This is a genomic window from Rothia aeria (assembly GCF_016726365.1).
GTDB lineage: Bacteria > Actinomycetota > Actinomycetes > Actinomycetales > Micrococcaceae > Rothia > Rothia aeria.
Map to the genome: position 1 here is coordinate 71,755 of NZ_CP068102.1, position 24,340 is coordinate 96,094.

19 protein-coding genes are annotated in these 24,340 nt (G+C 56.6%); 14 read left to right on the forward strand and 5 right to left on the reverse strand.

Going from position 1 to position 24,340, the window contains the following annotated elements:
* Positions 1–5 precede the first annotated feature (5 nt).
* Positions 6–395, reverse strand: a complete 390-nt coding sequence (locus I6I94_RS00305; RefSeq protein ID WP_006887297.1) for a DUF4870 domain-containing protein — start codon at positions 393–395, stop codon at positions 6–8.
* 195 nt (positions 396–590) lie between these two features.
* The gene (locus I6I94_RS00310; protein ID WP_236588881.1) at positions 591–1,454 is read right to left on the reverse strand and encodes a DUF3097 domain-containing protein; all 864 of its coding nucleotides are present in this window, start codon (positions 1,452–1,454) and stop codon (positions 591–593) included.
* 327 nt (positions 1,455–1,781) lie between these two features.
* On the opposite strand from I6I94_RS00310, the gene dnaJ reads away from it, so the two are divergent.
* From dnaJ to I6I94_RS11350, 12 genes are all read left to right on the forward strand, one after another.
* The gene (gene dnaJ / locus I6I94_RS00315) at positions 1,782–2,912 is read left to right on the forward strand and encodes a molecular chaperone DnaJ (protein ID WP_006887358.1); all 1,131 of its coding nucleotides are present in this window, start codon (positions 1,782–1,784) and stop codon (positions 2,910–2,912) included.
* A gap of 63 nt (positions 2,913–2,975) precedes the next feature.
* Complete coding sequence (locus I6I94_RS00320; protein WP_201620738.1) at positions 2,976–3,737, forward strand: 16S rRNA (uracil(1498)-N(3))-methyltransferase; 762 nt, start codon at positions 2,976–2,978, stop codon at positions 3,735–3,737.
* Positions 3,738–3,780: 43 nt separating this feature from the next.
* Positions 3,781–4,902 (forward strand): PhoH family protein, encoded by a 1,122-nt coding sequence (locus I6I94_RS00325; protein WP_128087831.1) that lies wholly within the window; start codon positions 3,781–3,783, stop codon positions 4,900–4,902.
* Between the two features lie 3 nt (positions 4,903–4,905).
* Positions 4,906–5,427, forward strand: a complete 522-nt coding sequence (gene ybeY / locus I6I94_RS00330) for an rRNA maturation RNase YbeY (RefSeq protein ID WP_201620739.1) — start codon at positions 4,906–4,908, stop codon at positions 5,425–5,427.
* Between the two features lie 10 nt (positions 5,428–5,437).
* Positions 5,438–6,763, forward strand: coding sequence for a hemolysin family protein (locus tag I6I94_RS00335; RefSeq protein WP_201620740.1), 1,326 nt, complete (start codon positions 5,438–5,440; stop codon positions 6,761–6,763).
* Between the two features lie 130 nt (positions 6,764–6,893).
* Positions 6,894–8,018, forward strand: a complete 1,125-nt coding sequence (locus I6I94_RS00340) for a GTPase Era (protein ID WP_201620741.1) — start codon at positions 6,894–6,896, stop codon at positions 8,016–8,018.
* A 35-nt stretch (positions 8,019–8,053) separates the two neighbouring features.
* On the forward strand, positions 8,054–9,493 hold the full coding sequence (locus tag I6I94_RS00345) for an LCP family protein (protein ID WP_172425677.1): 1,440 nt from the start codon (positions 8,054–8,056) through the stop codon (positions 9,491–9,493).
* Between the two features lie 280 nt (positions 9,494–9,773).
* A complete protein-coding gene (gene leuA / locus I6I94_RS00350; RefSeq protein WP_201620981.1) occupies positions 9,774–11,513 on the forward strand; it encodes a 2-isopropylmalate synthase in 1,740 nt (579 codons plus the stop codon).
* Between the two features lie 226 nt (positions 11,514–11,739).
* Positions 11,740–12,585, forward strand: coding sequence for an undecaprenyl-diphosphate phosphatase (locus tag I6I94_RS00355; protein WP_128087830.1), 846 nt, complete (start codon positions 11,740–11,742; stop codon positions 12,583–12,585).
* 99 nt (positions 12,586–12,684) lie between these two features.
* Entirely contained in the window at positions 12,685–14,010 is a 1,326-nt protein-coding gene (mshC, locus tag I6I94_RS00360) for a cysteine--1-D-myo-inosityl 2-amino-2-deoxy-alpha-D-glucopyranoside ligase (protein WP_128087829.1), read from the forward strand.
* Positions 14,011–14,146: 136 nt separating this feature from the next.
* On the forward strand, positions 14,147–14,458 hold the full coding sequence (locus tag I6I94_RS00365) for an ArsR/SmtB family transcription factor (protein WP_023132971.1): 312 nt from the start codon (positions 14,147–14,149) through the stop codon (positions 14,456–14,458).
* The gene (locus tag I6I94_RS11350) at positions 14,455–14,778 is read left to right on the forward strand and encodes a hypothetical protein (RefSeq protein WP_023132972.1); all 324 of its coding nucleotides are present in this window, start codon (positions 14,455–14,457) and stop codon (positions 14,776–14,778) included. Before I6I94_RS00365 ends, I6I94_RS11350 begins: the two co-directional genes overlap by 4 nt.
* Before the next feature lie 89 nt (positions 14,779–14,867).
* Here I6I94_RS11350 and I6I94_RS00375 read toward each other — a convergent pair whose 3' ends face one another.
* The gene (locus I6I94_RS00375; protein WP_128087828.1) at positions 14,868–17,771 is read right to left on the reverse strand and encodes an FAD-binding and (Fe-S)-binding domain-containing protein; all 2,904 of its coding nucleotides are present in this window, start codon (positions 17,769–17,771) and stop codon (positions 14,868–14,870) included.
* Positions 17,772–18,069: 298 nt separating this feature from the next.
* Here I6I94_RS00375 and thrS point away from each other — a divergent pair, with 298 nt between their 5' ends.
* Both thrS and I6I94_RS00385 read left to right on the forward strand, forming a co-directional pair.
* Entirely contained in the window at positions 18,070–20,106 is a 2,037-nt protein-coding gene (gene thrS, locus I6I94_RS00380) for a threonine--tRNA ligase (protein WP_128087827.1), read from the forward strand.
* Between the two features lie 309 nt (positions 20,107–20,415).
* Positions 20,416–22,470 carry an RNA-directed DNA polymerase gene (locus I6I94_RS00385; RefSeq protein WP_201620742.1) on the forward strand — a complete coding sequence of 685 codons (2,055 nt, stop codon included), beginning with the start codon at positions 20,416–20,418 and terminating at the stop codon, positions 22,468–22,470.
* A gap of 123 nt (positions 22,471–22,593) precedes the next feature.
* Here the strand turns inward: I6I94_RS00385 and I6I94_RS00390 are convergent, their stop codons facing one another.
* Positions 22,594–23,298, reverse strand: coding sequence for a heterodisulfide reductase-related iron-sulfur binding cluster (locus I6I94_RS00390; protein WP_236588882.1), 705 nt, complete (start codon positions 23,296–23,298; stop codon positions 22,594–22,596).
* Entirely contained in the window at positions 23,258–24,187 is a 930-nt protein-coding gene (locus tag I6I94_RS11355) for a DNA alkylation repair protein (RefSeq protein WP_236588883.1), read from the reverse strand. Before I6I94_RS11355 ends, I6I94_RS00390 begins: the two co-directional genes overlap by 41 nt.
* Positions 24,188–24,340: the final 153 nt, after the last annotated feature.

A 24,340-nucleotide genomic window follows, 5' to 3' on the forward strand; every position in this document is an offset into this window, starting at 1 on the left:
GGGTTCTAGTTTTTATCGAAGTACGATTTCTCCAGCAGGCGCGGGGTGAAACGGTACGTGTACGCGTACCCTTTAGACGCTTTCGACCCGCCAAGCATTGCCCCAATCGCCATGAAAATCCAGGCGAGCGCGGCAGCGGGTAAAGCAACATTCCCGATGTTCGGGATCAGACTGGCCACCATAAAAACAAGAATGACGATACTGGGAACGAGAGTAAAGTCCATCGCTTCACGCGCCTCTTGCTCAGCGAACCCTGTGCCACGCCCGCGGTACTTGAGATAGATCGCGGCGGAGGGAAGAAACCCGAGGATGCCGCCGAAGTGCGCAAAAGAAGCAATGGTACGTTCTTTAGCTTCGGAAAGCTCAGAACTTGCCGACTGAGTATTGTGAGTCACGAGTATCCTGTGTATTGTTTGAGCGTTTTGTATAGTGGCTACCATCGCGCAGAATCGTGGGTGGTAGCAAGCTTTATTGTACCGGGTTTGGGAGCCCTAAATAACCGTTGCGAGACATTGACAGCGGGTTTTTGAGAAAATTTTTTGATTTTCTTCCCTTGTGGGAGGCTATTTCCGGCAACTTGAAGCTGCTTTCTAGGACCCCGGCTCGGTTAGAAAATCAATGAGTGATTCCACTGGACCCAGCAGGGCCGGATCGAGATCCGTGTATGAATCCACCCGAGATAGGATGCGCTTCCAGGCGTTCGCCACATCTTCTTGCGTGGCGTGCGGCTGACCTAACCGACGGAGCGTACCTTTCTTCCAGTCTTCCCCGTGCGGCACTGCGGGCCACGTTTTCAACCCGAGTTTTGCGGGTTTCACAGCCTGCCAAATATCAATAAAAGGGTGCCCCACAATTTTGACGTTCCCAGCTGCACCTGGAACAGCCAACGCCTCAGCAACAATCCGCTGCTCCTTGGTGCCCTCAATCAGGTGGTCCACCAGAATGCCCAGGCGGCGCCCCGGTGTGGGACTAAAGCTCCGGATGGCGGCAGCTAAGTCGTCCACGCCGTGCAGCGGCTCCACCACAATGCCTTCCACCCGCAAATCGTGGCCCCACACTTTCTCAACCAGCTCCGCGTCATGCGTTCCTTCAACCCAGATGCGGGAGGCGCGGGCAACCCGAGCGGGGGCGTTCTGCACCGCGACAGAACCGGACCGCGAAATTTTCTTCGCGGGCGCTTTGCGGGCAACCGGGGCGATGACCTCAATAGGCTCGCCCTCCAGCAGGTAACCGTACCCGAGGGGGAAATTGCGTACACGTCCGTGCGCGTCTTCAAGGCCGAACACCAGCTCACCCCCGATACGTTCGGCACGTACCACCTCACCCACCCAACCGCTCTGGGTGTCCTCAAGAAGCAGGCCGCGCTGCAGCGGGATCTGACGCGGGGCCGGTGGGCGACGGTTCATCGCATCACTGGTAATATCTTGCGCGCCCCAGCCGTAACGCTCGCTCATAGTGCCTCCCATGCTCGTGTGGTGAACCCTCCCATTCTAAGGGAACCGATAACTCGCCGTGGGCGAAAGGCTGTCTGCGCACTGGGCGGTAGCTGGTAGCATAAACTACGGTATGAGTGCCTGCCCTACGGCGCCCCACGCTATGACCGGCAACCGGTGCGCCCCACAGCTAAGGGGAACCACCGATGTAAGTGACTCATGCTGCGCATAACCTCCACATTGAGTGCGCATGGGATGTATCCGCTACAATGTTCAACCGCGGGCACTGTGCAACACACCAACCGCCGCGTAACCGGCCTCTGAAAGATAACAAGGATAAACAAGCACGTGAGCGATCACTACGCAACCCTGGGCGTTTCCAAAGACGCCAGCCCCGAAGAGATTAAAAAGGCGTACCGTAAGAAGGCACGCCAGCTACACCCCGATGTGAACCCTTCGGCTGATGCCGCCGAAGAATTTAAACGAGTAACCCTCGCCTATGAGGTGCTCTCAGACACCGAGAAACGCCGTATCTACGATGCAACTGGCGACGAGCAAGGACGCGCTGGAGGGTTCGGGGGCGCCGGATTCGGAGGGTTTGGCGGTGCCGGGTTCGGTTTCCAAGACCTCTTTGACATGTTCACCGGCGGTCAGCAGAGCGGTCCTGCCTCCCGCGTGCGCCAGGGCCAAGATTCTCTTATTAACGTCTCCATCAGCCTGCGCGATGCCGTGTTCGGGGTAGAAAAAACTATTGACCTTAAAACCGCTGTCACCTGTCAGTCATGCCAGGGTGAAGGCACCGCCCCCGACACGCACCCTGAAACATGCGACACCTGCCACGGTGCGGGGTACATGCAGCGCCGGGTGCAGTCCATCCTTGGAACCGTCATGCAGCAGGTTGAATGTCCCACTTGCCACGGGTACGGCACCGTCATTAAGCACCCCTGCGCCGAATGCAGCGGTAAAGGCCGGGTCAGGGCCAATGAACCGGTCACCTTCACCGTGCCTGCCGGGGTGAACGACGGCGCCCGCATCCGTCTGCGCGGCAAGGGTGAGGCTGGCCTCAACGGCGGACCGAACGGCGACCTTTACATTGATTTGAGGATCAAATCCGATAAGTACTTTAACCGTGAAGGTGACGACCTGCTCACCACCGTGAACGTGCCCATGGTGGCTGCCGCCCTTGGCACCGTCATCCCGCTGGAAACTTTCGACGGACAGCAGCAGGTCAACATCCCCGCCGGGTCTCAAAGCGGAGACACCGTCACCCTACCCGGGCTGGGTGCAGCCCGCCTGCATGAGGACCGCCGCGGTGACCTGCGGGTACGTATCCAGGTCACCACCCCCACCAACCTGAATGAGGAGCAGCGCACCATGCTGCGGCAATTCGCCGAACTGCGGGGGGAGAACCTGCAGGAAGGCAGCCACGTGAAACAGAAACACGGGCTGTTCTCCAAGCTCAAAGAGCAATTCAAATAACGCACAGATGTGGGTGGCCCCTGCCGAAGGCGGCCACCCGCCTGTTTAACCCAGGAAGGCACGATGAGCGCACCCGTTTTCTACGTAGCACCGCAGGAGTTTGACCCGCTCACCCCGGGGACGGACTTCGAACTTACCGGCCCCGAAGGGCACCACGCGAAGGTGAAACGTGTTGAGAACGGTGAACGCATCGACCTCGCTGACGGGCAGGGGCGGCGGGCGTTAGGCACCGTTGAAGCAACAACCACCAGCGGCATCAGGGTGCGTATCATTGAGATTCAACATGATAAGAACCCCCTGGAGGTGTATGTGGTGCAGGCGCTCGCTAAAGATGGGCGCGATGTGCAGGCCATTGAGACAGCCACCGAACTGGGCGCCACAGGGGTTGTGCCGTGGGGCGCAGACCGCTCAATTGTGCGGTGGAAAGGGGAACGGGCCGCTAAGGCTCACACGAAATGGCGGAATACCGTTGTGGCTGCGGCGAAACAGTCGCGCCGTTCCCGTATCCCCACCGTATACGATTTGCACTCGACCCCCGAGCTTGCGGAGCTTATTGCCGAGGTGAGGGCACAGGGGGCGGCGGTTTTTATACTGCATGAGCAGGCGAGTGAACGCCTCACCACTCTACTGGGGCAAAGCGCCGGGGAACGGTTGGGTGAGATTTACCTGGTGGTCGGGCCCGAAGGGGGCATCAGCGAACGTGAAGTTGAGATGTTCACGCAGGCGGGTGCCTCCCTAGCCCTTTTGGGTACCGAGGTGCTGCGTTCCTCAACTGCAGGATCCGCAGGGTTATGCGCCGTTAATATTGCCCTGGGCAGGTGGTAGGCACGGCTATACTTAAGGTTTATACACTAGCCAAGGAGCTGATATGACAACTACCTCCCGGCCTCTTTCAACGGCCCGCACAGTCTCTTTTAAGAGCGCCGCAGAGATGGTGGCGGTGCTCGGGCCGCAGGATGCCTACCTGTCGCTGATTGAGGACTATTTTGAGAGCATCAGCGTGCACCCTAAAGGGCTTGACCTGCTGATTACCGGCCCGTCTGAGTCGGTGAACACCGCCGCTAAACTGCTCAATGAGCTGCGGGTATTAGCCAGCCACGATACGCAAATTACGGTGCAGGTCATTCACCGCCTCATGGGTATGCTCACCGATGAGCTAAAAGATCCCGCCCGTTCCCTATCGGCGAGCATCCTGTCAACGCGGGGAACCACGATCCGCCCCAAAACCATAAACCAGAAGAAGTATGTGGATGCGATTGATACGAACACCGTCATTTTTGGTATTGGCCCAGCCGGTACGGGTAAAACATATTTAGCGATGGCTAAGGCGGTGCAGGCACTGCAGTCCCGCGAGGTGAACCGTATTATTCTAACCCGCCCCGCTGTGGAGGCGGGGGAGCGCCTGGGGTTTCTGCCGGGCACCCTGAACGATAAGATCGACCCGTACTTACGGCCCCTGTACGATGCGCTGCACGATATGCTGGAGCCTGAGACGATCCCTAAGCTCATGGAGGCGGGCACAATTGAGGTGGCCCCGCTGGCGTATATGCGCGGGCGTACCCTCAATGATGCGTTCATTATTCTGGACGAAGCCCAGAACACCACCGCGGAGCAGATGAAAATGTTCCTCACGCGCCTGGGGTTTGGGTCGAAGATGGTCATTACCGGGGACGTGACCCAGGTTGATCTGCCGGGCGGGCAGGCCTCCGGCTTAAAGCAGGTGCGTAATATTCTTGAGGGCGTTGAGGACATTCAATTCTGTGTCCTTGAATCCTCAGATGTGGTGCGTCACGCTTTAGTGTCGAATATTGTCTCAGCTTACGACCGGTGGGGTGAAGACCAGAAGGCGATGGAACGCAAACGTAACCGGAAGGTCAAGCGTGCCACGATTGAGGCGGCGGCTGAGAAGCTGCTGGATCGTGCCGGTATTAACGGGGATGCCCCAGCTGGGGCCGGGCGCGAGACCCCCGGAACCGGTAAGGAGGCTTAGCCGGTGGCGGAGCTAGAATTTGAGATTGAGGAGCCAGACACCGGTACCGAACCAGAAGCCGATGCGCTGGTTCGGGAGTCTTTCGCAGCTGTTGACACTGCGGTACTGACCCGGCTGGTTGAGCATGCCTTTAACCGGATGCGGGTCAGCCAAAGTACGTACCTCTCCATTGCTATTGTGAATGAGCGTGAGATGGAGCGGATACACCTTGAATGGATGGACCTTCCAGGGCCTACCGACGTCATGAGCTTCCCCATGGATGAGCTGACCCCCGGCACGGACACCGAACCAGCTACGGGGATGCTGGGCGATATTGTGCTCTGCCCCCCGGTGGCCGCACGTCAAGGCGCCGAGGCCGGGCACTCAACCCTTGATGAACTGTGCCTGCTCACCGTGCACGGGATCCTGCACTGTTTAGGGTATGACCACGGTACCGCCGCGGAAGAGGCCGAAATGTTCGGTATTCAGCGCAGCATCCTTGAAGAGTTCCTGGGCCGTCCCGCCCCCGTCGAGACCCGCCACTGAGGACCCTTCCGTGACTTTCTTACTTCTGCTTTCCGCAGCGGTACTTGCGGCCACCTGCGCGTACACCATTACCGCAGCCGAGACCGCTTTCACCTATTTACCGCACCAGGAAGCCCAAGAGCTGGCGCTCAAACGCCCGCACACGCGGCTGGCGCGGGTGCTTGAGCACGCCACCGGGGGAGAATCTGAGAGATACACGCACCCGCTACGGTTAGCACGTATCCTCAGCACCGCCATCGCTAGTTTGACGACGATGCTTGCGATCCTTGAGCTGATTGACCAGCACAGTGTTGCGGCGGTGCTCACTCTTGGGGTGGTGTCCCTGGTGGGGTACCCGCTGCTGAGTGTGGGGGCGCGCGCTACGGGGCGTAACCGGTCTGTGGCCGTGCTGAAAATGCTCGCAGCACCCACCTATTACACGGCGCTGCTGCTGGGGCCTATCACCCGTGCCTTAGATGTGCTGGTGCGTGTATTCTCGCCCCGGCGCACCCCGGCCGCACCCGAAGGAGTTTTCGCTCAGGAGGAGCTGCGTGAGTTTCTGGACCGCGCCTCAGAGGCTGAAACCATTGAGGGCGATGAGGCGCAGATCGTGCAGTCTGTCTTTGAGATGGACGATACGCGTATCCGCTCCATCATGGTGCCCCGCACCGACATGCTCACCATTGAGGCAGGCGAAACCCTCAAAAATGCCACCACGCTGTTTCTTCGCTCCGGCTACTCCCGGATGCCTGTGATCGGTGAATCGACCGACGACATTCTGGGTATTCTGTACCTTAAAGATGCGGTGCGGGCCCGCCTGGCGACCGCCGATAGCGCCCACGGCGGCGAGGAACCCACCATCATCTCACTCATGCGCCCGGCACATTTTGAGCCCGAGTCGAAGCCGGCACTAGACCTATTGCGCCGTATGCAACGTGAATCTACCCACGTTGCCATTGTGGTGGATGAGTACGGCGGCACCGCCGGAATGATCACCTTAGAAGACATTATTGAAGAGCTGGTGGGGGACATCGCCGACGAGTACGATAACGAGAAGCCCGACTACGCCCTGCAAGAAGACGGCAGTTTCAAAGTGTCCGCCCGGCTGGGGGTTGAACAGTTAGGGGAGATTTTCGGTATTAACCTAGAGGACGAAGAAGTAGACACCGTCGGCGGTCTGCTCGCCAAAAACCTGGGGAAAGTACCCATTGTCGGTGCTGAAGTGACAGTTAACGGTATCCACATTCGGGCGATAAGCGCTGGCGGGCGCCGCCACCAGATCGACACGCTGCTCGTGTGGGCACAGCCCCCGCATGAGCCCGAACAGAACCACTCACATGAAGAGACCGACGAATAGCCCCGCACCCCGCGCATAATGCGGAACAGGTGCGCAATAAACCTGAGGTAAACAAACACCCGCGCAGCTGGTTCACAGATAATTTTCAGGCTCACTCTATAGAATTTTCACTTACATCATGGAGGAATTAATGGACATCGACCTTACAGCGCCCTTACCTAGCTACCCGGAGGGTTTCCGATCCGGGTTTGCGTCACTGGTGGGACGCCCCAACGCGGGGAAGTCCACTCTCACCAACGCCCTGGTGGGGCAGAAAGTGGCGATTACCTCCAACCGTCCGCAAACCACACGTCACACCATCCGCGGTATTGTGCACAAGGACGACTACCAGCTGATCCTTATTGACACCCCCGGCATTCACCGGCCCCGCACGCTATTGGGGGAGCGGTTGAACGACCTGGTGGCTGGAACCCTCTCACAGGTGGATGTGCTCGGGTTCTGCATCCCCGCAAACGAGAAAATCGGCCCCGGCGACCGGTATATCGCCTCGCAGCTTGTGGCCGCCAGCAATAAGCCTGTGGTGGCGATCGTTACCAAAGCCGACACGGTGGGAAATGAGCAGCTCACCGAACAGCTTCTAGCGGTTCAGGCGCTAGGCGAAGAAGTCATGAGTGCAGAGCGCGCCAGCCGCGCTCAACGAGCAACACACCGCACCAAGCAGGGGAGCAGCCCCAAAAAGGCGCGTAAAAACGACGCCGTTCCCTTCGCCAAAGGCAGCGGCCCGGCAGCGCGCCGCGCGGCAGGGACCGTGCAGGAAGAACCTCTGCCCGTGGACGGTAAAGGCGGCTGGGCAGATATTATCCCGGTCTCAGCGGTACAAGATTTTCAGGTGGATGCGGTCGCTAACCTGCTGGCAAGTTACACTCCCACATCCCCGCCTCTTTACCCCGCAGGGGAGCTCACCGACGAGCCAGAAGCCACGCTCATTGCAGAGCTTGTGCGTGAAGCAGCTCTTGAAGGCGCCCGCGAAGAACTGCCCCATTCGATAGCTGTTACTGTTGAAGAAATGGAATTTCGCCAGGGGCGCCCTGAACACAACCCTCTCCTTGATGTTCACGTTAATCTTTACGTCGAGCGCGACTCGCAAAAAGCCATCATTATCGGCAAAGGCGGGTCAAACCTGCGTAAAATTGGTGCGAAAGCACGTGAACAAATCGAAACGATGCTCGGCACCCGCGTGTATCTGGGCATCCACGTGAAAGTCGCCAAAGAATGGCAGTCTGACCCGCGGGCACTAAACCGCCTCGGTTTCTAGTACTCGCCTGAACCCACCGCAGAAAGCAAGAAGGTATGACAGAAAAACCTCCTATGATCAGCAGCGGCCGCCATATGCGCAGCAGCATCATGAAGTCTGCACGCAATAAGTGGATCGCCCTGTTCAGCGCCTGTATGCTACTTGTCGTGTTAGGCTTCGGCGGCGCCATCGCGTTACGCCTACGCGCTAACCTGCACACCAATGAGCTAAACATTGGTGACTACCAGGGGGCGCTGGAGAACGGCGCACTCGACATCCTGGTGATTGGCTCAGACACGCGTGCCGGTACCGACGGTTCATACGGTGAAGACGACGGCAAAGCCGCCCGCGCTGACGTGATGATGCTCCTGCACATCAGCAAAGACCGTAAGAACGTAAACGTGCTCTCATTCCCGCGTGACTTGATGGTGTCCATTCCTAAATGCACCGACCCTGACGGCAAAGTGTACCCCGCTGAGGACGGCGTGCAGATTAACGAGTCTTTGGGGCGGGGCGGCCCAGGCTGCACTGTGGCGACCATCAGTAAACTCACCGGTGTGCAAATTGACCACTTCATGCTGGTCGACTTCAACGCCGTGAAAGAGCTGTCGAAGGTTGTAGGCGGCGTTGAGGTGTGCGTTGATAAGCCAATTGATGACGAGTACACCAACCTGAAACTTCCCGCCGGCCGGTCAACTGTTGAGGACGAGCAGGCGCTCGCATTCTTGCGTTCACGCCACGGCTTTGGTGACGGCTCCGATATTGGTCGTATTCAAGCCCAGCAGGGGTTCATGGCGGCCCTGCTGCGTAAGGTGAAAGCCGAAGGCACCCTGTCTAACCCCTCGCGGATGGTGAATATTGCCGAGGCTATCACCCAGAACGTGACCGTGGATAAGGGCCTGGGCAATATTAACGAGCTGGTCGGTATCGGCGGCACCCTAGGCGGCGTGGACCTCTCGCAGGTGGTGTTCGCTACCGTGCCCACCGAGCCGTGGAGCCAAGACAATAACCGTCTGCAGGTCACCTCCGAAGCAAACTCCGTCTTCAAACGCCTGCAGGATGACCAGTCGCTGAAGGTGGAGAAGGCTGCCCCCGCAGCGCAGGAGCAGCCCAAGGAGCAGAGCGCACCGGCTGACCATTCCACGAATGTTACCGTGGTGAACGCAACCAACCTGGAGGGACGCGGCGCGGCTATTAGCCAGGTAGTGAGCGGGCTGGGGTACACGAACGTGGCCCCCACCTCCGCCGCTGAGGCGGCACAGTTCTCCGCCGTCACCTACGCGGCCGGGCATGAGGCTGAGGCACGTGAGATTGCCGCTAAGCTCAACATTGGCCGAGTCTCTGAAAGCGCGGAGGCAACCGGTGTGACTGTGACCGTTGGCACCGACTTCCCCAAGGGCGAGACCATGGAGAAGCAGGAGGCGCAGATCGCGGGCAACGCAAACGGACAGACTGCTGATCAGGAAACCTGCCAGCACGCCTTCGCCTTCAACTAGCGGGGCTGGGGCCAATAACCCCGAGCGTGCAGAAAAGCTGGGTGGCGCATATTGAGCGCGTCACCCAGCTTTTTTGTATCGCATAGTGAAAGCGGGGTGTATGTGGCGAGTGGGCGGCTCTTCGGCGTGGTAGCGTAAAAGGTATGAACGATACCGGCGTGAGGATTCTAACCCTTAGTTGCTGGGGCGGGGTTCGCTTAACCTAAGAGCCGCACCCGTTCCAGCGATATATTGCGGCACCCACCACGTGCCTTAGGCACAAGACCTCACAGGAATGAATATGCAGAACCGTCAGACTCCCTCACCCATGCCGGTGCACAAGTACCGTCCGTTCCACGAGCAGATCGCCGTTGATTTGCCCGACCGTACGTGGCCGAACAAGGTCGCTACACAGGCCCCACGCTGGTGCGCCGTTGATTTACGTGACGGCAACCAGGCGCTGGTTGACCCCATGAACACTGAGCGTAAGCTCGCCATGTTCGATCTGCTGGTGCGCATGGGGTACAAAGAAATTGAGGTGGGCTTCCCCTCAGCCTCACAAACCGATTTCGACTTCGTACGGACCCTCATCGAAGACGGGCACATCCCCAATGATGTGACGATCCAGGTGCTGGTGCAATGCCGTGAACACCTGATTGCCCGCACGTTTGAGGCCATTGAAGGCGCCCCAAACGCCATTGTGCACTTCTACAACTCAACTTCCGTATTGCAGCGCCGCGTGGTGTTCCAGCGTGATGAGGACGGCGTTCTGGACATCGCGTTACAGGGCGCTCGCCTGTGCAAGAAGTTTGAAGAACAGATGATCTCTAACACGAATGTGCTCTACGAGTACTCGCCAGAGTCATTCACCGGCACTGAACTGGAATTCGCAGCGCGCGTATGCAACGCTGTCGCTGACGAATTAGGTGTGGGCGTAGACGGTAAAGAACTGATCGTGAACCTGCCCGCCACTGTTGAGATGGCAACCCCGAACGTTTACGCGGACGCCGTCGAGTGGATGCACCGCAACCTGAAGAACCGTGAACACATTGTGCTGTCCCTGCACCCGCACAATGACCGCGGCACGGGCGTGGCGGCAGCCGAACTGGGGTACCTGGCGGGGGCCGACCGCATTGAGGGGTGCCTGTTCGGTAACGGTGAGCGCACCGGCAACGTAGACCTGGTGACGCTGGGGCTGAACCTGTACACGCAGGGCATTGACCCGCAGATCGATTTCTCCGATATCGATTCGATCCGTAAAACCGTTGAGTTCTGCAACCAGCTGCCCGTGCACGAGCGTTCCCCCTACGGCGGTGACCTGGTGTTCACGGCCTTCTCGGGGTCGCATCAGGACGCTATTAAGAAGGGGTTTGAGGCTCTTGAGGCATCAGCCGCGCAGCAGGGCAAAACGATTGACGAGGTGACGTGGGAGGTTCCCTACCTGCCGATCGACCCGCGCGATGTGGGCCGCAGCTATGAGGCCGTGATCCGCGTGAACTCGCAGTCCGGCAAGGGCGGGGTGGCGTACCTGCTCAAGAGCGAGTACGGGCTGGATTTGCCGCGCCGCGCCCAGGTTGAGTTCTCCCAGATCGTGCAGGAACGCACCGACACTGAGGGCGGGGAGATGACCCCGCAGAAGCTGTGGAACATTTTCACGGACGAGTACTTGCCCGCCCCTGAGGATCAGGAACGTTGGGGTAAGTACCGTATTGAGTCGATTAACATTGACTCGGCAGATACGGGGGCAACCACTCTGCGCGTGACCCTGAATGTTGAGGGCCGCACCTACAACCGCACCGGCACCGGCACCGGCCCCGTGGATGCGCTGCAGAATGTGCTCAGCGCTGAGGGTGTAGACATTCGGGTCATGGACTACTCGGAGCACACCCTCTCCTCCAGCTCAGCAGCGAACGCCGCCTGCTACATTGAGGCAGCCGTCGATACGCGTGTGCTGTGGGGTATTGGCATCGACAGCTCCACCACCCGCGCCGCATTGAAAGCCATGATCTCGGCGGTAAACCGCGCCCTGCGTGACGTATAGCTGAGCGCGTAGCCTGGAAAGGCAGAAACCACCTGTAACTAAGCGGTGGCCTACGGTTGAGAAGCACCCCCTGCTGATCATCCGGGGCCACCGTTTAGTGTGTGGGATACCCCTCACCAGGAAAGCACGTGGGCGGGCGGCCCTCAGCGGTTTTCCCAACCACTAAAGACCCCAGAATCTTTACACCCCTATTTTCTGCTCTCAAAGTTCATAGGCACTGTGGGGTATGCTGGAAGGCGTGGAATGGATTCAAGCTATTATTCTGGGCCTGGTGCAAGGCCTCACCGAGTTTCTGCCAATTTCGTCCTCGGCGCACCTGCGTATTGTGGGGCAGCTGCTGCCTGAGAAAGCCGACCCGGGCGCGGCGTTCACCGCGATCACCCAGCTGGGCACCGAAACCGCTGTGCTCCTCTACTTCTGGCGTGACATTGTGCGCATTCTTTCGGCCTGGTTCGGCTCACTCACCGGCCGGGTTAAGCGCAGCAACCCGGACGCGCGGATGGGCTGGCTCATCATTATCGGTTCCATCCCCATCGGCATTCTCGGTCTGGTTCTAGAAGACTACATTGACTCCACCTTCCGGTCCTTGTGGATTGTTGGCACCATGCTGATCGTGTTCGCAGTGTTCTTGGGGCTAGCTGACCGGTTCGGCAAGGAGCAGCGGAAGATTAAAGATCTTACCTTGGGCCACGGCCTGGTGTATGGGTGCGCGCAGGCGCTCGCCCTGATCCCGGGTGTTTCCCGCTCTGGCGGTACGATCATGGCGGGCTTGTTCATGGGCTACACCCGTGAGGCGGCGGCACGTTACTCGTTCCTGCTGGCGCTGCCTGCGGTGTTCACTTCGGGCCTGTATAAGGCGTTTAAAGTGTTTACCGGGCATGAGGCGGGCGGCTACTACGGTATTCCTTCCACCCTGCTGGCAACTGTGATTGCTTTCGGCGTGGGGTACCTAATGATTGCTTGGTTCCTGAAGTATGTTTCGTCGAACTCGTACGGCTTGTTCGTGTGGTACCGTATTCTGCTTGCGGCGCTTATTTTCTTGGGCCTGGGGTTCGGGGTTATTTCCTCCTAGAATTTCGCTTGCCGCTTGGTGCACAGAAATACCCGTTTGCGGTTTGCCGCAAACGGGTATTCTTGTAGGTGATATTTTTATGCCTTTGAAAGGATGCTCATGCGTGCTTGGGATGCGCCCGCCCCTGTTTCTCTGCCCGGTTCGGCGCCGCTACCGCGTATCTTTGATACCGCCGCAAATACCGTGGTTCAGCTTGAAGAACCAAAGAAAGCGGGACTGTACGTGTGCGGTATCACCCCGTACGATGCTACGCATATGGGGCACGCATCCACCTATGTGGCCTTTGACCTGCTTAACCGCGCCTGGCGGGACGCCGGGGTTGAGGTGACCTACGTGCAGAACGTTACGGATGTGGACGACCCGCTGCTGGAGCGCGCAACCGCCACGAACGTGGACTGGCAGGAACTTGCGGAAGACCAGACGGAGCTGTTCCGCACCGATATGACGGCTTTGAATGTGCTGCCGCCGGATCATTATGTGGGGGTGGTCGAGTCGATTGCTTGGCTGTTCCCCGTGGTTGAGGGTTTGCTGGAGCGTGGGCTGGCGTACCGTGTGCCGGGGTTTACGGACGAGAAGGGTGTGCAGCATCCTGACGGGGATATTTACCTGGATGTGAAAGCGACCCAGGCACTACCGGCGGATGAGGAAGGGTACTCGTGGGCGCCGGGGCAGGTGAGCCATATGAGCCGTGAGGAGATGCTGAGCATTTTTGCGGAGCGCGGCGGTGACCCCGACCGCCCGGGCAAACGTGACGCCTTGGACCCGCTGCTGTGGCGTGCCGCCCGCGAGGGTGAACCGTTGTGGGAGGCCGGTGCGCTGGGTGCGGGCCGGCCCGGCTGGCATATTGAGTGCACTATGATTGCCCGCCGTTTTGTGAATGGGCCGCTGACGGTGCAGGCGGGCGGCTCAGATTTGACGTTCCCGCACCATGATTTGGGGGCGGGGCATTCGTGGGCGGTGGATCACCGGCCGCACGCCCGCCACTACGCGCATACGGGCATGGTGGGTCTTGACGGGCATAAGATGAGTAAGTCGCGCGGGAATTTGGTGCTGGTTTCTAAGCTGCGTGCAGCCGGTGTTGACCCGAACGCGATCCGCCTGGCGATTCTTGATAACCATTACCGTTCTGACTGGTTCTGGACCGATGATTTGCTGCATAAGGCGGATGCGCGCCTTGAGACGTACCGCCATGCCATTGCGGCAGCCACCGGGGATGATACTGAGGGCGCCGTCAAGACTTTAGATAAGGTACGCGAGTATTTGGCGGATGATCTGAACGCACCCGAGGCACTCAAAGCCCTGGATGCGTGGGCTATTGATGCCCTCACACGTGCCCAAACAACGAGCACCGGTGCGGCGGCACCGGTGGGCGGGGCTGAGCTAATCCGCGATATTTTGGCGGCTCGTCTGGGCGTGGCCCTGTAGGCTCCGTGCAGAGCTTTATATCGAAAACACCCCGCGGGCTGACCTGCGGGGTGTTTTCGCTGGTGGGTTGTTAATATTTTTGTGCGGAGCAGACAACGGTTGACATATAAACCTGCTTTTATATAAAGTTGTCTTTATGGAAAATGGTTCAGCCCATAAAGATTGGGAACATGAGTTTGGCGCATCGGTGGCTATTTTTTCAGCATTGGCCCACCCGTTACGCCTAGCTATTGCCCATCATCTTGTGGAGCGCCCACACAGCGTTAGCGAACTGCATTCGTGCTTGGGTATCTCCCAGCCGCTTGCCTCGCACCACCTGCGTATTCTGCGTGAAGCGCATGTTGTTGAGGGGCAGCAGCAGGGCAGGGCCACCATATACAGCTTGAAGGATCATCATATTAGTCACATCGTTACTGATGTGCATGCCCACACTAAGGAGCAATCATGACCACCGTAGCACCGCACCGTCACTCCGAGGCACATGCTCACACCCACGGCCCCAACTGTGGGCACCAGGCAGTAATTCACCTGGATCACGTGGACTACCTGCACGATGGCCACGCACACCGTGAGCACGATGGCCACTACGACGAGTGCAACACCTGTTCCTGCGGCAACTGCAACGACCTGTGCGCTAACTGCACCTGCGCCGATTGCGCTTGCCCCACCTGCAACCACGCCGTGTGCGAGTGCGCTCACTGCAGCGACTCCTGCGCTAACTGCGCATGCGAGGACTGCGCCTGCTCAACCTGCCAGCACGCAGCGTAAGTTTCACGCACTTATAGACGGTGCCCCCGCATCCTAGCGATGTGAGGGCACCGTCTTTTTGTGTACGGCATCACGTGCGCAACAGGGGTTTACCGTGTGGCCCGCTCTAGAAGCTGCAGCACGTTCTGGAAGGTGTGACCGGTTGCTTCGGTCATACCCTGCTCACAGGTCCGGTTTGAGGATATGTATGCGGCGAATTCGTGCTCGTTCAGCTCAGCGGTCTCGGCGCGGGTAGCGCTCTGCGTGAGCTCGGGGTGCAGCATACCGCGGTCACCCGCGTAACCGCAGCACCCCCAATTCTTGGGAACGTACACCTGCTCACTCATGGCGTTTGCGATCTTCTCGAATGCTGGCTGCACACCCAGATGAGTCATTGAGCAGGTGGGGTGCAGCGCCAGCGACGGCAGGGGAGCTGACACCGTGAGCTTCGGCAGCAGCGTATCGGCGGCGAACTGCACCGAGTCAATCAGCTTCAACTGAGCGTAATCTGCTTCGCCCGCGCCCAAGCCGTGCGTGATTTTATGCTCTAGGGCGGCGGCAACTTTCGCGCGCATCACCTCAAGGCCCTCAGTGCATGAAGAAGCATCGCACACAATCGGGATGCGCCCGCCGTCGGTCGCCTGCCACAGCGCTTTGAGCACGCGGTCGCTCATAATCGAGTAGCCGTCTGTGTACCCCTTGGACTTCCACGGCGTGCCACAGCACATTTGGTCGATACCTTCGGGAACCCGGTATTTCACACCCGCCCGTTCGCAGAGGCGAATAAACGCCTGGGTCGCGTTCACCGGGTCGTGCTTACCTTCACCATCAACACCACCGAACATGGCATTCACGCAGGCAGGGAAGAACACAATATCGGGGTTCGCTTCCGCATGAGGAACGCGCGGTGCGCCACCGGCAGACAGCCCCTTCTTATAGGCAGGTACCAAGTCTTCGCCGAAGAGTTTACGGCCAATATCGGTGGCTCCGCGTACCACCGGGAACGGCAGCATTTTTGCGGCAGTGAGCGCTTTACCTGCCACTTTATCGATTGTGCCCCAGTGTTTCGAGGCGAATTTCCACCCGGCGGCACCGAGGGCATCCTGGTTCTCGGCACGCAGCCGGCGCACCAAATCACCCGTGTTGATCAGTACCGGGCAGCGCGTAACGCACATGCCGTCTACCGCGCAGGTATCCACACCGTAGTATTCGTATTCTTGGCGTAGGCGTTCGGCAAGTTTAGTATCACCGTTAGCTTCTGCCGCAGCGATTTCGCGGCGCAGCACAATGCGCTGGCGCGGGGTCAGCGTCAAATCCTTAGAGGGGCACACCGGTTCGCAGTACCCGCATTCCACGCACCGGTCGACTTCTTCCTCAACAGTTTCGGCAACTTTCAGGTCGGTGGCGTAATCGGTGTCTTCTTCGGCGAGAACCACACCCGGGTTTAAGAAGCCCTTCGGGTCGATCAGGCGCTTAATCTCACGCATGACCTCAAAGAGCTCGTCACCGAATTGGCGGCGCACGAACGGGGCCATAATACGCCCAGTTCCGTGCTCTGCCTTGAGCGAGCCGTCGGCCTCCAGAATGAGCTGCACCATTTCTTCGGTGAATTCGCGGTACCGCCCAAGCTGTTTGGCATCGCGGAACTGCTCGTTGAGCATGAAGTGAATATTGCCGTCTTTGGCGTGCCCGAAAATCACCGAATCCTGATAGCCATGGGCGTCAAAGAGAGCGGTCAGATCGCGGCAGGTGGTGCCGAGCACGTCCACCGGGACCACCACATCCTCAAGTAGCGCGTTCGTGCCAGTGGGGCGGTTGCCCGCAACCGTGGTGTACAGCCCGCGCCGCGCAGCCCAGAGCGCGTTACGTTCGGAAAGTTTGCTGGTCATGGTGACTGGCGACACCACCGGGAGGGCATCAAACATGGGCGCGGCAGATAGGGCGAGGTCGGTGAGCTCCTGCTCAGAATTACCCTGAAATTCCACAAGCAGAGCCGCATGCTCGCGCACATCAATGGCGGCAAGAGCCTCCGCCGCTTGCCCGGTACGCTGCGCCACCCGAATACTGGTGGCATCCAAAAGCTCAACCGTAGCCAGGTGGTTGGCCACAAGCTCCGGCACGGAACGGGTGGCATCCAGCAGGTTGTCGAACACGAGCAGGCCGGTTGAGACGAATTTAAGAATGGGCAGAGTACGGTAAGTTGCAGACGCCACGAACCCGAGCGTTCCTTCAGAACCGATCAGAAGATGCTGAAGAATATCAACCGGGGTGCTGTAATCCAGCAGGGAGTTCACGCCGTAGCCCATAGTGTTCTTCATAGAGTACTGCTGGCGGATGCGCGCAACTGATTCCGGGTTTTCGACCACGCGCTTGCGCAGGCGCAGCAGCCCTTCGTGAATCCCGGGTTCGAGGGCGCGCAGGCGCGCATCGGCATCGGGCGCAGAAGTATCGATAACGGTTCCGCTGGGGAGTACGAACACCATAGATTCCAGCGTGTTGTAGGTGTTGAACTCGGTGCCGGAAGACATACCCGAGGAATTATTGGCGACCACCCCGCCAATAGTGCATGCCGACCATGAGGCCGGGTCAGGCCCGAGCTTGTACCCGTAGGGGGCCAGCATATTATTGACCGCCATCACCGTGGCGCCGGGCTGAACACGCACCCTTTTGCCGCCGTCAAGCACCTCAATTTTCTTGAAGTTACGGCGGGTATCGACCATCAGCCCGTCGCCACTTGCCTGCCCTGATAAAGAGGTGCCGCCCGAACGGAAGGTGAGCGGCAGGTTGAAGGCGCTGGCAGCGCGGAAAATATCGGCGACCGCCTCCGCAGAATCGGGGCGCACGATTCCGGCGGGCACCAGCAGGTAGTGCGAGGCATCGTGCGCGATAGCGAGCCTGTCAATTTCTGTAACACTGGAATCGAGGGCGTGCGCGCGGGTTTCGGCGAGCATATGCTCAAGGGCATTAGTGTAGGGGGAGTTTAGAGCTTCGGACGTGTTCGATACAACTGTCATGGGTCTTATCTCCTTAGCGATGAAGGCACAGTACTTCCTATCCTTCCAGTATGTGCTTTTGCACACGTTATGTCTGCTTAGCTTTGGCTAGGCTTATGCCCCGGAACACATGCTTAACTAGTGAGATGGCGGGGCTGCTGAGACACGCTCACCGTACCGCTACCTGAAAATCTGCTGTGAACGCCGTAGAATGGTGATGTCCGTGCACCTGTACAGTGCGGATTAGTCCGCGCGGCTGCGCCTACCCTGGCCCCGTACGCTGGGGGAGTAGGCCCCGTGCCTAACCTAAAGGAGACACATGTCTGCCGCTGAACTGTCAGCACCCATCATGATCAGCGTATCCGGTGAGGAGCGCGAGGTTACTGCCGCCACCGCCGCTGAACTCTTTGCGGATAACGCGAAGATTGTGGTTGCCCGCGTGAATGGCACGCTGGTTGACCTTTCACACAAGCTCTCTGAGGGCGATACCGTTGAGCCCGTTTTCATTGACGAACCGGATGGCTTGAATGTGCTGCGCCATTCTGCGGCGCACGTGATGGCGCAGGCGGTGCAGGAGTACCGCAAGGACGCGAAGCTGGGCATTGGCCCCTATATTACGGATGGCTTCTATTTTGATTTTGATGTGGCTGAGCCCTTCACCCCTGAGGATCTGAAGAAGATCGAGAAGTCGATGATTAAGATCGTCAAGTCGGGGCAGCTGTTCCGCCGCCGCGTGGTGACCCATGATGAAGCGGTTGAAGAGATGAAGAACGAGCCGTATAAGCTCGAGTTGCTTTCGCTCAGCCAAGGCCCCGGCTCGGGCGCGGATGCCGCCGAGGGCGCCTCGGTTGAGGTTGGTGCGGGCGAGATCACGATTTACGACAATGTGCACCCGAAAACCGGTGAGGTACTGTGGAATGACCTGTGCCGCGGCCCGCACCTGCCGAATACTAAACTGATTGCTAATGGCTATGCGCTCATGCGTGCCGGTGGCGCGTATTGGCGCGGTTCTGAGAAGAACCCCATGCTTCAGCGTATTTACGGTACCGCCTGGCCCACGAAGGACGAGCTGGTGGAGTATAAGCACCGTATTGCTGAGGCTGAGCGCCGCGACCACCGCCGCCTGGGCAAGGAGCTTGACCTGTTCTCGTTCCCGAAGAATATTGGCCCCGGCCTGCCGGTGATTCACCCCAAGGGCGGCGTGATTAAGCGCGAGATGGAAGATTATGTGCGCGCCCGCCATATTGCTGAGGGTTTCCAGTACGTGAGCACCCCGCACATCTCGAAGGAAGACCTGTTCTACACGTCCGGGCACCTGCCGTACTACGCGGACGGCATGTTCCCTGCGATGGAGCTCGATAACGGCAACTACCGTTTGAAGGCCATGAACTGCCCCATGCATAACGAGATTTACCGTTCGCGTGGGCGTTCGTACCGTGAGCTGCCGCTGCGTTTCTTCGAGTTCGGCACCGTGTACCGTGACGAGAAATCGGGCGTGCTGCAGGGCTTAACCCGCGTGCGCATGATTACGCAGGACGATTCGCACTCGTATGTGACGAAGGAGCAGGCACCCGATGAGGTGCGGCACCTGCTGAATTTCATGCTGAGCCTGCTGGAAGATTTCGGCATGACTGACTTCTACCTGGAGCTTTCGACCCGCGACACTGAGGGCGATAAGAAGGATAAGTTTATCGGCACCGATGAGCAGTGGGAGCAGGCTACCGCCGTGCTGGAGCAGGTGGCGAAGGAGACCGGCCTTGAGCTGGTGCCTGACCCGGGTGGGGCCGCGTTCTATGGCCCGAAGATTTCGGTGCAGGCGAAGGACGCGATTGGCCGCACCTGGCAGATGTCTACCGTGCAGTATGACTTCAACCAGCCCAGCCGCTTTGGTTTGGAGTACCAGGCTGCGGACGGTTCGATTCAGGAGCCGGTGATGATTCACTCGGCTAAGTTCGGTTCGATTGAGCGCTTCCTGGGTGTGCTGACTGAGCACTATGCGGGCGCGTTCCCGGCGTGGCTCTCACCGGTGCAGGTGATTTGTGTGCCTGTGGCGGAGGCTTTCAACGACTACATGACCGAGATTGCGGATAAGCTGCGTGCGCACGGTGTGCGCGTTGAGGTCGATTACGGTTCGGATCGTTTTACGAAGAAGATTCGTACCGCATCTACCGAGAAAGTGCCGTTCATTCTGATTGCTGGCGGCGAGGATGCGGAGGCTGGCGCAGTCTCATTCCGCTTCCGCGGCAACAAGCAAGAAAACGGCGTACCCGTTGACGAGGCGGTGGCACGCATTGTCGACCACATTCGGAACAGGGTAAATGAAGACCCCAAGCCCAGCACCGAAGCTGCTGAGTAATACTAGGCTTGCTGGTCTAACTCATATATATAGAAACCACCCCCTTCGCGGCAACAAGCTGCGGAGGCGCGGGTGGGGGAGCGTGGTTGGGTACAGAAAGTTGTGTTGTGGTGGAGTTTTTCCTAGTCCGGGCGGGTGTCTTCGTGCTAGTGTGAATGATGGTACTTACGTTCGTTGCCATTCGGAGGTGCCGGTAATTGTACGATTCGGATAAGGGAGTCTAAAACATTATAAATATCATGATGATATTTATAATTATCGTTTTTACCTAGGAGGATTTTAATGAGTTCATGTAATAGGCCACAGTCAGTGGCATCTATTTTTCCGGAAGTATACTGTAAAGAATTAGAAAGATACTATTCGAAAATATTGAGTGCTGAAAGCTTAATTAAATATGGATATTTTGACTCGTTGGCAAATAAGTTTATTAATAGATCTGGTGCGTATAAAGAAGAACAGTATATAAGTAATGATCAGTTCTATGAAGGAATATTTAATCTATCTGAATTTTATAATTGGCTCAACGATGGAGATAGATGGAAACATTTTTATTTTTCTCAAGAATTCGGAAAGGCGAGGATTCGGAAAGAATGGACAACTCCGACATCTTTCACTATTCCGAAGAATCTACACACGCGGCGTGAATATAAACTTATTAACCTTTTTTCATATGGTAACCTTGCGTATTATATAGAACAGGAAAAGGAGGTGATTTCAAATATATTCCTGCAGAATAAAAATTCGATGTCAAAGTTTTTTGGCAGTGAAGTGTTTAAATTTGCTATCACACAGGATTTAAGAAGCACTCTTCTGTTTGGGAAGAATAAAAGATATATAACGGATGTTCAAAATTTTTATCATTCTATCTATACTCATAGTATTGAGTGGATGTTGGATGGGAAAGATAATGCAAAGCGAAATATTGGTGTAAGGAATTGGAAAGACTATACATTTGGAAAATCACTGGATAGATTAATCCAAAACTCGCAAAGTGGAGAAACTCATGGATTGCCGACGGGTAACCTAATTACAAGAATTATAGCTGAAGTATATATGTGTAAGTTTGATGAAATACTGCTTAATATAAACAAGGGGTATTCATTTTCGCGATTTGTTGACGATATAGTCTTTGCTTTTAATACCGACATGGAGCTAATAGACTTCAAAAAGTCTCTTAATGAGAAAATTAGAGAGTATTCTCTGTCCTTGAATGATTCGAAAACAAAGATTGAATCCTTCCCATTTGAGGGGAATAAAAATAAAGATGCTATATTTGCCTTTTTTGATACTCTTCCTGAAATGCCAAAAAAAGCAGACAATAATATAAAATATCTTGGGAAAAGGAGGGTTAAGGATAAGATTTCACAGTTTATTGATTATTGTGTATCGGAAGAAGAACGAGGAAATAGGGGTAGCCTAAAATGTATACCCGCAGTTCTTGCAAATTCCATAAGACCTCTTCAGATAGGCAAATCGTATCATCCGCAGCCTATAATTAAAGCTCTTGGAGATGATTATAGGGAGTGCTTGATTGATATATTTTTTGAACCTCACCATCTGACGGGTATGAGTCTATTTGAAAGGATATTAGATTTATCCTTTATGGACTCAACCATAACGCAAAAAATTATTGATTTTTCTCAGATTCTTGTGCGTGAGCTAGTTTTCGGAAAAGATGCCCAGGGTAGGGACTTAATATTAAATAAAGTTGAAAAGGCGGCCGAGATATATTTTAATCGAATTAAGGATACTTTGAAGGGTAAGATTGAGGAATATATTGATTCCGGATCAAATCAGGAAATATATTCCTATCTTCTTATGATAATTATATTTAATTATGATAAGAAGATGGATTTGAATTCAGTAAATGATATCTGTCATTCCGTGATTCAGTCACGAATAGATGATATTAATATGATTCTTGCCACTATTATTTACTACCGAAAGAATAGAAATTATGATGGGATTGCGGAGGTGATGGCTAGGGCATTGTGGGATGCGCACTATCCTGTATGTTCAAAAAAGGAAGAATTGGACACAAATCCAGATCCTTGGTATAGGAAGCCATGTGATTGTGGTTACGAGTTTTCGGATCAGCTATGGATGTATAGGTATTATTTATATTTCATGTATCATGCTGGAAATAATCAAGGTCAGGCCTGCAAGGGGAGCGCGTATCTCTATTTTGAAAAATCCATTAAGAATGTGGTGATTGATGGTGTTACAGTAGATTTAGGGAAACATTTTACATTTAGGAATTTATCAAATTTGTCTGAAGTTAATAAATTTTATAAAACAATGCTAGATGGTGGCGTGAAAATAATAGATGATGGTGATGCAGAATTTATATATTCATTACTGTAATAATATATATCCTAATTTTCTAAATATATTCTTGCTATAGCCATACACTCAGGGACCCGGCGGTCTATCCATCAGATAGCCCGCCGGGTCCCTTCTTTATACCGTTGCTATGCGCTCAGCCCTTTAGCGGGTGGTGCGTTCCAGTAGCTGCAGCACGTTCTGGTAGGTGTGGCCGGTCGCCTCCGTCATGCCCTGCTCACAGGTGCGGTTCGCCGAAATGTATGCGGCGAACTGCTTCTGCTCGCTCAGCTCCGCAGCCTCCGCCTCCGTAGCGCTCGCCGTCAGCTCCGGGTGCAGCATACCGCGGTCACCCGCGTAACCACAGCAACCCCAGTGCTTCGGTACGTACACGTCGGCACTCATCGCGTTCGCAATCTTCTCAAACGCAGGCTGAGTACCCAGGTGAGTCATGGAGCAGGTCGGGTGCAGTGCAATCGACGGCAGGGGAGCAGACACGGTCAGCTTGTCCAGCATGTTGTCGGCGGCGAACTGCACCGCGTCGTACATGCGCAGACGCGAGAAGTCCGGCTCGCCCGGCTTCAGGCCGTTCACAATCTTGTGCTCAAGCGCCTTAATAACCTTCTCACGCATCACATTAAGACCCTCAGTGCAGGACGAAGCGTCGCACACGACCGGCAGGCGGCCACCGTCAGTAGCCTCCCACAGGGACTTCAGCACACGGTCGCTCATGATCGAGTAGCCGTCGGTGAAGCCCTTCGACTTCCACGGGGTGGAGCAGCACATCTCACCAATATTGTCCGGGATGCGGTACTTCACGCCCGCACGCTCACACAGGCGGATGAACGCCTGGGGTGCGTACCGGGTCATGCTTGCCGTCGCCGTCCACGCCGCCGAACATGGAGTTCACGCAGGCGGGGAAGAACACAATCTCAGCGGTTGCGTCCTTGTGCGGCTTACGTGCCAGGCCACCGACCGGCAGGCCCTTCTTGTAGGAGGGGACCGTGTCGTCGCCCATGACCTTGCGGGCAATGTTGGTGGTGCCGTGCACCACGGGGAACGGCAGCTTCTGAGCCACGGTCAGGGCCTTGCCGGCGACCTTATCCATGACGCCCCACTGCTGCGCGGCAACCTTCCAGCCGGTAGCAGCCAGCTTGTCCTGGTTCTCAGAACGCAGGCGGCGAATCAGGTCACCAGTGTTAATGTTCACGGGGCAGCGGGTCTGGCACATGCCGTCCACGGCGCAGGTGTCGATGCCGTTGTACTCGTACTCCTTACGCAGATGCTCCGGTGAGAAATACTCGGTGCCCAACAATGACATGAGCACCACCACGCCTAGACGTTGCACATACACACGATCATCAACCATCCAGTCGAGGCAGGCCCGCTCCAGCTGCGGCAGGTTGGCTGCATTGCGGCCCTTCACACAGGCTGGGGAGACGGCATCCGTAAGAGTCCAGTTCGTCATATATGGCAAGAAATTAGTAATTTCCGCATGCCAGGTGGCAAAGTCACGTTCCTCATTCAGAAGCAGCACATGCAGCAGATCTTCTTCCTGAAAATCATGCGGAACCGCCGCCTTAAACTCCGTGACTTCCGGCGGATGTTCACGCAGCAGCTTCTTAGCGAGCTTGCGCAGCGCGGGCATGCGTACACCCAAAATCCGCGCAGGATCAACCGTAGGAATCAGCTTCGCCGTGAACTCCGCCAGCTTTGGTTCGGCAAGCTCACGGACTGCCTGAGAGATTGAAGAACTCATGATTCTAGTCTCTCAGATGCGGCTATTCTCTATAACGTATTGGTCTGGGCCAAACACCCGAAACAAACCAAAGCTACCGAACGGCAGGTGCCCTCACGCTAGTTCTGCAGCATCCGCAGATACGTGTGGAAAAACCGATATGATGGCTACAGA